Genomic DNA, 12145 nt, shown 5'->3' with positions numbered 1-12145 from the left:
ACGAGGTGGATGACGGGAGACCAGGAGCGGTCGCGCAAGGAGCCGATCCACGACGCCTCACCAAGCGCTCGCGGTGAGCTCAATCGTCACCTTGACGTCGACGCCGCATGCCGGATCGGATTTGGGGTACGCCGTCCGCCGCTGAGGAAACAAAGCGATTTCGCCCATCGGTCCCTGAGAGGGCGTTCATCGTGGCCTCGATCAGGAACGCTTCAATCACGTCCGCTGGAACTGACGATTTTGCATCGACCCACCAGGCGAGAACCTGGACCAGGGCCCCGGTCACATAGTGGCTGGCCGCATCGCCTCGCCAATCGGTGTAACGGAACCGCGCCAGATCCTCCGCGACCAGTTCGTGAACCATCATCCGGAAGCGCGCTTGCACGACGATGCCGCTCCGTCGGCCGACGATAGCGCGGAACAGCCGTCTCTGCTCCTGAATGTGATCGATCAGGCCACGCGCGAACGGGAGCATCTTGACGTCGCGCATCTAAACCACTCAATCGGGCCGCCTTCATGTGCTTCTCATTTTCGGTTGGCTCCAAGTTCGGCACGATCCTCGGGGTCGCTTCAGGGATGGATGGTCGATACCTCCTGGCCTACTCGGCGTTGCTCATGGCCTCGATGCTGTTTTGGTCGGTCGCGTTCCTGCATCGCCCCGCGATTCCAAAGACGCTGGGGGCGATCGGCGTCGGCGCCAGCCTGGCTACGATATTGATCGTGGTGGTCGGCCACGTTGTGATCGGCGTCGCCGCGCTGTTCGGACTGCAATCCTTGCTTGGCGCGTCGGCCGGCGCAGCGTCGAACGACCTGACCTTCGTGAACTTCGTCGAGCGACTGTTTGCAGCCTGGTCCGGCGTCGCCGCCTGGTTGCTCTGGCGTGGATACACCAGCGACGGAGCTTCCCGGCTATCCGAGGATGAGCATTGAGCAACCGCGGCAAGACACGGCAGGATGGCTTCATCTCCCGGGTCTGGACACGCAGGATCGCGGCCTCCGGCTCACGGCTGGTCCCGCGCTTCCTCTACGGTCCGCTTCAGGGCCGGAAGGGTCATTCGCCAATAGAACGCGACGTGCTTCGCTCCGGAGTCCTCGCCGATCTCCCAGTCGTGCCATCTGGAAGACGAATGGGAACGGCGAAAGAAGACAGCGCCCCGATTTTTTCGGCACGCACCGGCGCGCCTGCCGCTCTGCGCCGGGCTACGCGTCGAATAGCGCCTTCACATCGCTCTCCGTGAGGGCCGATGCGATCCCGCCATCGCGGTCGAACAGGCCATCGGCGAGCGCGCGCTTTCTGGCTTTGAGCTCGTCCATCTTTTCCTCGATCGTCCCGGTGGCCACCAGCCTGTAAACGAAGACGGCCTTGTCCTGCCCGATGCGATAGGCCCGGTCGATCGCCTGTTCCTCGACAGCGGGGTTCCACCAGGGATCGAAAATGATGACGGTATCGGCGGCGGTGAGGTTGAGGCCGACACCGCCCGCCTTCAGGCTGACCAGGAAGATCTCGGCCGTGCCGCCCTGAAAGGCTTCAATCGCCGCCTTTCGATCCTTGGTCTGACCGGTGAGCACACTATAGCGCAAGCCTCCCGTGTCGAAGCGCTTGCGGATCAGATCGAGCATCGAGGTGAATTGCGAGAAGATGATGATCTTGCGTCCTTCGCTCAGAAGTTCGCCCACCATGTCGATCAGGCGATCGAGCTTGGCTGACGGCCGCTCGACCCCATCGTCCAGTTTCAGCAACGCCGGATCGCAACAAGCCTGGCGCATCCGGAGCAGAGCCTCGAGCACCACGATGTGGCTCTTGGCAAGGCCGCGCTTTGCAATGGCCTCGCGAACCTTCCGCGACATCGCGAGCCGTATCGAATCGTAGAGATCGCGCTGCGGCCCTTCCAGCGCGATGCTCTCCACCATTTCGCTTTTGGCAGGCAGCTCGGTCGCCACCTCCGTCTTGGTACGCCGCAACAAGAAGGGCTTGACACGCCGTGCCAGCGCCGCGGTCCGCACCGTGTCGGCACGCTTTTCGATCGGCGTGCGCCACTGACGCGAAAATGCCGCCTTGTCCCCGAGATAGCCGGGGTTGACGAAGCTCATGATCGACCAGAGTTCGCCGAGATGATTTTCCATCGGCGTGCCCGTGAGACAGAAGCGATGCTGCGCCTTCGTCTCGCGCAGCCATCGCGTGGTGGCGGCATCGGGATTCTTGACCGTCTGCGCCTCGTCCAGCACGGCCATATGCCACTCTCGCGCCAGCAGAACTTCTCGGTCCCTCGCGATCAAGGGATAGGTGGTCAGAACCAGATCGTGATCCGCGATAGCAGGAAACTTGAGCTTGCGATCTGCGCCGTGCAGCACGAGGACTTTCAGATCCGGCGCAAACTTCTGCGCTTCGACAAACCAATTCGTCATCAGGCTGGTCGGCGCGACGACCAGCACGGGATTGGCGAGGTGACCTCGCGCTTTCTCCAGCGCGATCAAGGCCAGGATCTGGACGGTCTTGCCCAGCCCCATGTCGTCGGCGAGAATCCCGCCCAACCCGCTTTCTCGGAGCAGATCCAGCCATGCCACGCCTTGCGCCTGATAGGGCCGGAGCGTGGCGCGAAAGGTCGGCGGCAATTCCGGCGCGGTCAACCCTCGCGCCTGAAGCAGGCCTGCGAGGCGGCGAAGACTGTCAGCCCCCTGAAAGGCGAAGCGCTCGTTCTCGACGCCGAGCAGCGGAACGACGTCCGCGCGCGAAAGTCTGATCTTTCCGGAAGCGTCCGCGAAAGCGCCGCTCATGTGCAGGCCATGCAGCGCCAGCACGAGCGGCAGGAAGCGATCGGCAGCCAGTGCGACGTGCCGGCCGTCGGCGAGCGGCAGAAGGAAACGATCGCCCTTGTCCGCGAGTTGAGTCAGCAACGCGGGAGTGAAGCCAGGCGCCGAAACCAGTGCTGCCAGGAGCGGCGCGAGATCGCGTCGCTCGCCGTCGATCTCGATGCCGAGCGCCAGTTCGAACCAGTCGATGCCGCTGGACTCGAGCACCGCGTCGAAATCGCCCGACGATTCCGCCAGCCGGAACGGAAAATCGTCGTCAATCAGGATCTCGAAACCATCCGACCGCAGTTGGTCGGCGTGCAGCGCGAGAAAATCGAACCAGCCGCGCTGGTCGCTGAGCGTCAAATCCGCAGCATGGCGGTAGTCGAGCGTCGGAAGCGCCGACCTCGCATCGATGAGACCGACGTCGGCGAGGCGCTTGCGCGCCTGCCTTTCCTTCCCTTGGCGGCGTATGATCGCATAGACCTGCCCACCTTGAAACAGTTCCAGCCGGCTCGCACGCTGGGTCGTATCGATCTCGAACCCGGCGTAGCGGAAGCCGAGGCTGGCCACACCGGCGGGGCCAGGCTGCTCGCGCCTGCTGTGATAGTAATAGTAACTTGCGCCGACATGTCCGAGCTTCAGCCGCAGCACGGGACGCGGATCCTCGTCGATCGGCACCGCAGCCACCGGCGGCACCGGCAGCAGGCCGTGGTGAAGCTCGGGCAGCCTCTGGCTCAGGCGGCGCGACACCTCTTCGAGCTGCGCGCGGGGAATGGATGGTGCAGCCAGGAACTGGCAGGCGAGCCGAGGCGGCAGGCCGAGTTGCACCGGCCCGATCACACCGCTGGCTTCGTCGACATAGACCGGCGGTTCGGCATTCAACGCGATCGCCCCCGATACGATGAGATGTGGCGCAACGCCCTTGCCGTGCCCCGGGCGCCATTCGATCCGGCCTTCACGCGTTTCGCCCCAGCTCAGCGGCGCCCGCTTGTGGTCAAGCCAGAATGCGCGACCCGTCGCGACAATCCGGCGCAATAGCTCTTCCGGATGCGGCCCCTGCGTATGGTAGTTGCGCAAACGGCCGGATATTTCCGTCATAATGTCGACGTCGACGTCCCGAAAATATTTTGGCGCCCGTTCCGGCTTGAAGTCGTAAGGACTGGGACTACTGTAGTTGTCGGCATACGCTCCACCCTTGCGCAACTGGACCGATCGTAGGGAAATCTCAAGATGGGGCATCGGGTCGTCCGACGGGTCCAGGCAATACAGCAATCGCGGACTCTCGTCCGCAGCGTAATCGCTGCTCCGCGCCGCACGGCCGACCGTGTCGATCCAGGTGGTGACCTCAAAGCCCAGAACCGGCGGCGTCGACGGCGCTTGCACCTTCCCAGGCTTGGCTGCCTGCGGAGGTGGCACGGAGGCCAACTCCGACGGCTCCTTGTCGCTCAGTGCTTCGAGCAAGGTCGCAGCGACATGCTTGCAATTGAAGGCCATCGAACAACTGCAATCACCGTCAATGTCGGTGAGCCCGCCGTGGTCGAACTCCAGCTGGATGTCGACGCGATATTTCCTGGACTCGCTGCCTCGCACCTGGGAGCTGACGTAGGTCAGGTCATCGCTGACATTCACCGCCGAGACGCGGCCCTGCGCCTGATAGGCGTGCGCCTTCTCCATCGCCGAGCGGCTGAAGTAACTGTAGATTTCCTTGCGCTTGAGAACGTCCGAGAGCACTTGCAGCGATTCCACGACCCAGATTGCCTGGGTTGTAGCATAGCCGTCTCGACCGGGGGATTGTAGTCGCACGTTCGCCACAGATCCGGGGCGCCACGCGGGAGCATCTGCAAACCGCCTTCAACTAGAGCCGCGCATGAAATTCCATGAGAAACCGACGTCCCTCCGGCCAGTCGCCGAGATTGCTCGCACCATTGATGTGGCCCTTCGCGCCGATGTCGACGAGGTCGCTGCCCCACTGCCCTGCTCTCGCCTGCACGTAAGACAGAGACGCGTAGGGGTCATTGGTGCTGGCCACGATCATCGAGGGAAAGCGGAATCGCTGTTCCGGCACGGGCGCGAACGCCGCGGCCTCGGCGGGGAACGCCGGAGACCGCGGATCGGGAACGGCGACCAGAAGCGCGCCCTTCACGAGCGCGGTCATTTGCTTTTGCCAATGCGCGACGAGCAGGCAGGCGAGGCTGTGGGCCACGAGCACGGGCGGCGTGTTCGCGGCGCGGACAGCCCGGTCCAGCGCCGCGACCCAATCGGCCAGATCAGGCTGATCCCAACTCGCCGGAGCGAACCTGCGAATGGCGGGGTCGGCGAGCTCCCAGCGGCTTTGCCAATGTGCTTCGCCTGAGTTGCCGATGCCCGGCAAATGGATGAATTCCGTCACGCTCGACCTTTCATGTTTCGCTACGTTCCAGCGGAGCATGGCGATTTACAAGCGCAAACGGAATTGGCATTCATCGGAAAGAGCAGCACAATTCCGATAGATCAAAGGCCATGACGCGAAGCCAGGATTTTCAGCCCGTCCTCGATCCGACCGATGTTGCGATCATCGAAACGCTACAGGATGATGGCCGCATCAGCGTCTCGGAATTGGGGCGAAAGGTCGGCCTGTCCCAGCCGGCCACCTCGGAACGCCTGAAGCGACTGGAGGAGCGCGGGATCATCAGCGCCTATCGCGCGGTCATCGATCCGGCCGCGGTCGGTCTCAAGATGATGGCGATCATCCGCCTGCGGACGACGCATGAACACATCAAGGCGTGCCTGAAGCAATTTGCGGAGATGCCTGAGATCATCGAAGTCCTGAGGCTGACAGGAGAGGATTGCTTCCACCTCAAGGTGATCGTGCCCTCGCCGGCGGAGCTCGAGAGCATCGTCGATGCTATTGCCCGATATGGTTCGGTCACGACCGCCATCGTGCTGCGGAGCGAACCCGTGAAACGTATCGGGCGAGAACTGATTCAGAGGAGCTAGCACGCGACTCATGCCCATTCGTCCCATCGTCCGCTATCCCGACCGCCGGCTCGCAATGCCGGCCCGCCCCGTCACCGCCTTTGACGACGGCTTGCGCCAGCTTGCAGCCGATCTGCTGGAGACGATGCGCGCTGCGCCCGGCATCGGCATCACGGCGCCGCATATCGGCGTGCCCCTGCGCGTGGTCGTGCTCGAACTCGATCCCAAAGTGGGCGCACAGACCTACGTCAATCCGCAAATCGAATGGGCCTCGCCCGAGATGATCCTCCACAAGGAAGGCAGCGTCTCGATGCCCGGCGTTACCGACGAGGTGCAGCGCCACGCCCGCGTGCGGATCAGCTACCACGATCTCGACGGCAATTTGCAGACCGAGAAGTCCGACGGCCTGCGCGCCGTCTGCCATCAGCACGAGATCGATCAGCTCGACGGCATGTTCTGGATCCAGCGGCTGTCGCGGCTGAAGCGGGATCGGCTGGTGAAGAAGTTCGAGAAGATGGCGCGGGAGTGATCGGCTCCGTAGGGCGGATTAGCCGGCGGACTGCGCTTCGCGCAGCCGCGGGCTAATCCGCCCTACGGCCGCGCACTACTTCAGCGGCAGGAAGACCTCCGCGACAGCCTCATGTTCCGGCACTTCCGGAAACAGGCTCAGCCGCTGGCAATAGATCGGGAAGTCGCGTGCTTCCTCGCCGCTGGCCGGAAGCCAGTCGCGATAGAGATAGAGCGCGGCGGGCTCCAGATTGTCGGTGAAACCGACGACGCGCAGCACCGCGCAGCGTCCGCCGGGGATCTCGCCGGCCTTGATCGCTTCGCCATTCGCCTCGATCGGCTGGTCGGTGCCGACGCAAAGGTCGATGTAATATTCGTCCTGCTGCGCAGGCCGACCCTCGGAATGCCAGACATTGAAGGTCGGACTTGTCCTGGGGTGCAGGCCGGCGGCCTTGCGCCAAGCGATAAACCGCCGGATCGTATCACCGAGCGTCTCGGGGCTCCCCCGATGCTCCATGATCGCCACCCGCGTGGGGGCCACATCGCGGATCGTCACGTCGTCACTGGTAAAGCTTGTCTGCATGAGCTTGCTCCTCGCATTGTCGAGAGGCCCGAAGGCCGCAAGCCACGGCTCCCAATCCGGCGATTTCCGGAATGACGACGGCGATTGCCCGAACCGTTGCCGAAAGGCGCGGGCGAAGGCGTCCGGTGCGTCGTAGCCGGCATCCATCGCGATGTCGGTGACATCAAGGGCGTCGTTATAGGCCAGCTGATGCGACGCGCGCTTCATGCGCGCCAGCTGGACATAGCGATGCACTGATAGCCCGAAGGTCGCCATGAACTGCCGGTGGAAATGGAATTTCGAGAACGCTGCGACAGCGCTCAAGCTGTCCAGATCCAGATCCGCGTCGAGATGCCGGTCGATATGGTCCAGCACCCGCCGCATCCGGGTCTGATAGTTTTGCAGTGCCGCCGTCATCGTCCCTCCTCCGTGGCGGCTTGAGTTAGGCCGGGATGGCGGTGGTGCGCTCGACCGATCTTGCGGTTTGGGACATTGTCGTCGAGACTATGAGGCGAGCCCAGCCTTTGCTCGCGCCAGGATGCTGTCCCAGTTCACCTGGCCGCTGGTGGCCAGATCGGTCTTGAAATAGTCGTCGTGGTGGCCGATGTACGCCGGAGGTGCCTTAGGTCCATGGGCACGCCACGCTTGGGCGAACCATTGCTCCAGAAGCTCTGAAGCCGTTTCCCCCGGTTCAATCACCTCGTATTTCTCATCATCGTAAATTTCGGAGGGAACGACGACCGTCCGGCCCTTGAGAAACCAGTGCCCCTCCCGGTCGACAGGTTCGCCATCGGCATCCATCTCCCACATCGCCACAAAAAATTCTTCACTAAACTGTGACGCGTCGTATTCAATCAGCAGGAAGCTCGTCTCCTCTTCCCATGACAATTCTGCGATCATCGCCATTTCTCTATTCAGTTGAGGCGTGATCTCCTGAAAGTGCCGCCGTACCCGCTCAACGAATTCCTTCTTGTCGTCCTCACCCATGCGACCCCTCCGCTACAATCGACATTGCCTGCTTGCCAGAACTCGTAGAGTGGGTGGAGCGAAGCGATACCCATCAATCCAAACACGATGGGTTTCGCTTCGCTCCATCCGTCCTATAGGGGCTCAGCTAATCACCAGCCTAAACGACTAAAAAGCAACCTCTCGGACGGCAAGATCAATCGATCCTCCCAATCAACGCTCTTCGTTCTTGGCTTCTTTGAACCATCCGGCGCAACAATCAGAAGCTCACCTTCGTCTCGGAGAAGCACCAACTGGCGCGCAAGAATTTCCGAGGTGACCGGCGTATCATTGCAGTTGCCCGCAAAGAGCTGCTCCACAAGAAGCCCTGCGCCATCACGGTTCGCTCCATGGATCATGCGAGGAATCTGTTCAAGAACTGCGGCCTCTGAGCGCTTCATGGCGCCATCATCGAACATGAACGTCAACAACTCTTGGCGCAGATCTTTCGACGGATCGAAACCCAAAGCATGAAAGCCAGCGCCACCATGATGCTGAAAATGATTATTTAGCTTCCAATGAAGCTTCCCCATTTCGTCGCGAGCTTGGCGATGATTGGACAAATGCAACAACCAATACGATCGGTGCGCTTCCACAGAATGAATAAAAAACGGGGTGTAAAATCGAGAGCCGGTTCGGCCTTGGATATGGCGGTAAAGTCCATTTTGAATCAGGTAACGCCATCCTTCGCCGCCTCGGAGATTCAATAAGTCCCGCACGTCCTCACGATTAAGTTCGATATTTAAGAGGGCTTTCGTCTCAGCCGTTCTTACGGAAAGAAAATCGATCAACGCATCGACTGCAAATGTAAGAAGGATTTCGGGATTCTTTAAAGCACTCAGAATTAGGCGTATCGTCTCTAATCGCACGTCACTCCAACCATATTGATCCAAGAAGAACAGCGAACGATGCGCCGTCCCCTTCCGCTGAATGTGAGCAACTACGTCGGGGCATGCGTCTTCAAAACTAGACTCGCGGATAAAAATATCTTGGCCTAGGCGCGGACCGTAGCCGCGCTTTTGGAGAACATCTCTAAGGAAAGCAACGTGGTGTGGATTCTCGTCGATGAAAAAGAAATCTGCCTTGACAGTAAAGCCCTTTGTACGCGCGGCATTTAGCAATCCTTCCGCAGCCTGAATTGCGGTCAACAAGCGAAGAGGCGAGCCCTCGACCTCCTCTGTCCCTCGTCGATACACACCTCCTCCACAGAAGCCATCGACGATCGTAAGATTGAGCACCGTCTGACTTGGCGTACGCGTCAAGCGCTCGATGTAGATCCCAACATACTGATCAAAGATATCGTGCTTGGCGAAGCTGTGGGGCCCGAGAATGGGAAGCGGTTGACCAACCTTCCACTCGTACTGCCCGCTCATCGGCTCTGATGCTCCGTCGTTTGCAATTCACCATCAAGGGCGCGAGTTCGTCGAAGAACTCATAGCGCCAGCAATCCTTGATTGTTGAAATCAGATTAATACAACCCGACACCACATAGCAAATTGCGGGTAGTTTGCAATGAATGCCCCCGCTTCTCGCCGCGACTAAATCTTGGGTGATGCCGTCGGCATATCATCCCAGACTCGATCGCGGTAAACCCGCCCATTAGCCTTTTTTGATCGGCGCTTATTATCCTTCCCCCACGTTCCCCACTGCTTGAAGAAAAACGCAGTGTGGTGCGTCGCACACTGATCAAAAATCTCGTCTATCCACTCTTCGCGAATAGGACGCGCGGACCGACCGCTCTCACCTCCAACGATTGCCCACTGAATGCCTTTGAGGTCTACGGACCCGACCGATCCGATGAGCGGCTCGAAGGAGACAAAACGAATGGCCGCAGGCACCAACTGCAGGTCGCGGATGCGAACCGTCACCTCAGCGCTCTCAACGCTAGTCCCCAACCAGACATTTGGCAAAACCTCTCCGATCTTTGAGCGCACAATCTCATTCATTCGCTCCGGGCGTTTCGTCAAAATTTGATAGTGATGATGCGGAGTTGAGCGCATCACCGCCCAGACCCTTAGAATAAAAGCGTCGGTCACTCGTTGATGAAAAAGATCAGACATCGAATTGACGAAGATCTTCCGCGGCTTCTTCCAACGCAAAGGAATATCGAGCGCAGCCTCATCCTCGCGAACAGTGCCGTTCCAGATCGTTCGTTTGCCACTTCGTCGCGTTAGGCCCTTGTATTTCGGCACATTCATCGCCTGAAGGCGCCGAGCCATTTCCATGGCATAACAATTAGTACAGCCCGCACTAATGATCGAGCAACCTGCAACAGGATTCCAGGTCGCATCCGTCCACTCAATCTGAGTCTCGGCCATAGCCGCATCCGCACTACGTTATCGACAAAACGATTCCTTGGTGAAAACCGATAACAGCTCAACCGTTAATGGCGCGTTGGAATGCATAGAACAAAATAAGAACATTGCATTCGGACGTCAAGCCTCGACTGAAATGGCAGGCGCAGTCTCGGACCGGACGACGCTTCTATGCAAGCGTCTACTCAGGCTCAACGCGAGCCGGTGGCAGCAAAGTCGTAGTCGTTGCCGCGAGGATGGGCCGGGGCGCACCACGATTGTAGCCGGGGGCCGATGAGTCTACTCCCACTCAATCGTCCCCGGCGGCTTGCTCGTCACGTCGTACACCACCCGGTTCACGCCCTTCACCTCGTTGATGATGCGCGTGGCGGTCTCGCCCAGGAATTTCATGTCGAACTGGTAGAAGTCCGCGGTCATGCCGTCGGTGGAGGTGACGGCGCGCAGGCCCACGACGTAGTCGTAGGTGCGGCCGTCGCCCATGACGCCGACGGTCTTCACGGGAAGCAGCACGGCGAAGGCCTGCCAGATGTCGTCGTAGAGGCCGTGCTTGCGGATCTGGTCGATGTAGACGGCATCGGCCTTGCGCAGGATGTCGAGCTTGTCCTTCGTGATGTCGCCGGGGCAGCGGATGGCGAGGCCGGGACCCGGGAACGGGTGGCGGCCGACGAAGATTTCGGGAAGGCCGAGCTCGTAGCCGAGCTTGCGCACCTCGTCCTTGAACAGCTCGCGCAGGGGCTCGACGAGCTTCATGTTCATGCGCTCGGGCAGACCGCCGACATTGTGGTGCGACTTGATGGTGACTGAGGGGCCGCCGGTGAAGGAGACGCTCTCGATCACGTCGGGATAGAGCGTGCCTTGCGCAAGGAAGTCGGCGCCGCCGAGCTTCTTGGCTTCCTGCTCGAACACCTCGATGAAGAGACGGCCGATGGTCTTGCGCTTCACTTCCGGGTCGGTGACGCCTTCGAGCTCGCCGAGGAATTGCTTCGATGCGTCCACGTGCACGAGCGGGATGTTGTAGTGGTGGCGGAACAGGTCGACCACCGTCTTGGCCTCGTCGAGGCGCAGCATGCCGTGATCGACGAACACGCAAGTGAGCTGGTCGCCGATGGCCTCGTGGATCAGCACGGCCGCAACGGCTGAATCGACACCGCCGGAGAGGCCGCAGATCACCTTGCGACTGCCGACCTGCTGGCGGATCTTCGCGATCTCCTCATCGCGGAAGGCGCGCATGGTCCAATCGCCGGTGAGGCCGGCGATCTTGCGCACGAAGTTGCGGATCAGCTTGGCGCCATCGGGCGTGTGCACCACTTCGGGGTGGAACATCAGGCCGTAATATTTGCGCGTCTCGTCTTGGATGATCGCGAAGGGCGCGTTCGGCGAGGTGCCGGCGACGGAGAAGCCCGGCGGCATCTTGGTGATGCGGTCGCCATGGCTCATCCAGACCTGGTTCTTGCTGCCCGACGACCAGACGTCCTCGAACAGCTTGCTCTCGGCCTTCACCTCGACATCGGCGCGGCCGAATTCGCGGTGATGGCCGCCCTCGACGGTGCCGCCGAGCTGGGCGGCCATGGTCATCTGGCCGTAGCAGATGCCCATCACGGGCACGCCGGAGGCGAAGATCAGCTGCGGCGCGCGGGGCGAGCCGGCCTCATGCACCGACTCCGGGCCGCCGGAGAGAATCACCGCTTTCGGCTTCATCTCCAAAAAGGCCTGTTCGGCCTTGTTGAACGGGACGATCTCGCAATAGACGCCGTCCTCGCGCACGCGACGCGCAATCAGCTGCGTCACCTGGCTGCCGAAGTCGACGATGAGAATCTTGTCGTGCGCCGAGGCCACCGAAGGCGTCGACGCGGAGCGGTCGTTCTGTGCTGCTGTCATGGCCAGCAAATACGCGACGCGCGACCGGCCCGCAACCGCGCACGCTGCGCGCCCACATGCTTCTTTGGGCATGGACAAATCCATATAGGTAAGTATTATTGACCTAATTTGCCCCAGCCACCAAACCGGG

11 protein-coding genes are annotated in these 12145 nt (G+C 60.9%); 3 read left to right on the top strand and 8 right to left on the bottom strand.

Annotation, left to right across the window (positions count from 1 at the left end; genetic code table 11):
- Window positions 1-79 precede the first annotated feature (79 nt).
- Window positions 80-490 carry a hypothetical protein gene (locus JQ587_RS31700; RefSeq protein ID WP_212427951.1) on the bottom strand — a complete coding sequence of 137 codons (411 nt, stop codon included), beginning with the start codon at window positions 488-490 and terminating at the stop codon, window positions 80-82.
- Window positions 491-615: 125 nt separating this feature from the next.
- On the opposite strand from JQ587_RS31700, the gene JQ587_RS31695 reads away from it, so the two are divergent.
- Window positions 616-930, top strand: coding sequence for a hypothetical protein (locus tag JQ587_RS31695; RefSeq protein ID WP_212427950.1), 315 nt, complete (start codon window positions 616-618; stop codon window positions 928-930).
- Between the two features lie 270 nt (window positions 931-1200).
- Here JQ587_RS31695 and JQ587_RS31690 read toward each other — a convergent pair whose 3' ends face one another.
- On the bottom strand, window positions 1201-4539 hold the full coding sequence (locus tag JQ587_RS31690; RefSeq protein WP_349629546.1) for a DEAD/DEAH box helicase: 3339 nt from the start codon (window positions 4537-4539) through the stop codon (window positions 1201-1203).
- A gap of 109 nt (window positions 4540-4648) precedes the next feature.
- The gene (locus tag JQ587_RS31685; RefSeq protein ID WP_212428016.1) at window positions 4649-5182 is read right to left on the bottom strand and encodes an RBBP9/YdeN family alpha/beta hydrolase; all 534 of its coding nucleotides are present in this window, start codon (window positions 5180-5182) and stop codon (window positions 4649-4651) included.
- Between the two features lie 110 nt (window positions 5183-5292).
- On the opposite strand from JQ587_RS31685, the gene JQ587_RS31680 reads away from it, so the two are divergent.
- Both JQ587_RS31680 and JQ587_RS31675 read left to right on the top strand, forming a co-directional pair.
- Entirely contained in the window at window positions 5293-5769 is a 477-nt protein-coding gene (locus JQ587_RS31680; protein WP_212427949.1) for an Lrp/AsnC family transcriptional regulator, read from the top strand.
- A gap of 10 nt (window positions 5770-5779) precedes the next feature.
- Entirely contained in the window at window positions 5780-6277 is a 498-nt protein-coding gene (locus tag JQ587_RS31675) for a peptide deformylase (protein ID WP_212427948.1), read from the top strand.
- Window positions 6278-6352: 75 nt separating this feature from the next.
- Here JQ587_RS31675 and JQ587_RS31670 read toward each other — a convergent pair whose 3' ends face one another.
- From JQ587_RS31670 to guaA, 5 genes are all read right to left on the bottom strand, one after another.
- The gene (locus tag JQ587_RS31670) at window positions 6353-7234 is read right to left on the bottom strand and encodes an AraC family transcriptional regulator (RefSeq protein WP_212427947.1); all 882 of its coding nucleotides are present in this window, start codon (window positions 7232-7234) and stop codon (window positions 6353-6355) included.
- An 87-nt stretch (window positions 7235-7321) separates the two neighbouring features.
- Window positions 7322-7804: an acyl-CoA synthetase family protein gene (locus JQ587_RS31665; RefSeq protein WP_212427946.1), complete on the bottom strand. Its 483-nt coding sequence runs from the start codon at window positions 7802-7804 to the stop codon at window positions 7322-7324.
- A 131-nt stretch (window positions 7805-7935) separates the two neighbouring features.
- The gene (locus tag JQ587_RS31660; protein WP_212427945.1) at window positions 7936-9195 is read right to left on the bottom strand and encodes a three-Cys-motif partner protein TcmP; all 1260 of its coding nucleotides are present in this window, start codon (window positions 9193-9195) and stop codon (window positions 7936-7938) included.
- Between the two features lie 165 nt (window positions 9196-9360).
- Window positions 9361-10140: a DUF5131 family protein gene (locus tag JQ587_RS31655; protein ID WP_212427944.1), complete on the bottom strand. Its 780-nt coding sequence runs from the start codon at window positions 10138-10140 to the stop codon at window positions 9361-9363.
- A 276-nt stretch (window positions 10141-10416) separates the two neighbouring features.
- Window positions 10417-12015: a glutamine-hydrolyzing GMP synthase gene (gene guaA, locus JQ587_RS31650; protein WP_212427943.1), complete on the bottom strand. Its 1599-nt coding sequence runs from the start codon at window positions 12013-12015 to the stop codon at window positions 10417-10419.
- Between the last annotated feature and the right edge of the window lie 130 nt (window positions 12016-12145).

Source organism: Bradyrhizobium manausense (assembly GCF_018130615.1).
Lineage (GTDB): Bacteria > Pseudomonadota > Alphaproteobacteria > Rhizobiales > Xanthobacteraceae > Bradyrhizobium > Bradyrhizobium manausense_A.
This window is presented reverse-complemented; position numbering and strand designations above follow the sequence as displayed.

Coding starts and splice junctions, on each gene's coding strand:
- JQ587_RS31700 (WP_212427951.1), bottom strand. CDS start 490: ATGCGCGACGTCAAGATGCTCCCGTTCGCGCGTGGCCTGATCGATCAC.
- JQ587_RS31695 (WP_212427950.1), top strand. CDS start 616: ATGGCCTCGATGCTGTTTTGGTCGGTCGCGTTCCTGCATCGCCCCGCG.
- JQ587_RS31680 (WP_212427949.1), top strand. CDS start 5,293: ATGACGCGAAGCCAGGATTTTCAGCCCGTCCTCGATCCGACCGATGTT.
- JQ587_RS31675 (WP_212427948.1), top strand. CDS start 5,780: ATGCCCATTCGTCCCATCGTCCGCTATCCCGACCGCCGGCTCGCAATG.
- JQ587_RS31670 (WP_212427947.1), bottom strand. CDS start 7,234: ATGACGGCGGCACTGCAAAACTATCAGACCCGGATGCGGCGGGTGCTG.
- JQ587_RS31665 (WP_212427946.1), bottom strand. CDS start 7,804: ATGGGTGAGGACGACAAGAAGGAATTCGTTGAGCGGGTACGGCGGCAC.
- JQ587_RS31660 (WP_212427945.1), bottom strand. CDS start 9,195: ATGAGCGGGCAGTACGAGTGGAAGGTTGGTCAACCGCTTCCCATTCTC.
- JQ587_RS31655 (WP_212427944.1), bottom strand. CDS start 10,140: ATGGCCGAGACTCAGATTGAGTGGACGGATGCGACCTGGAATCCTGTT.
- guaA (WP_212427943.1), bottom strand. CDS start 12,015: ATGACAGCAGCACAGAACGACCGCTCCGCGTCGACGCCTTCGGTGGCC.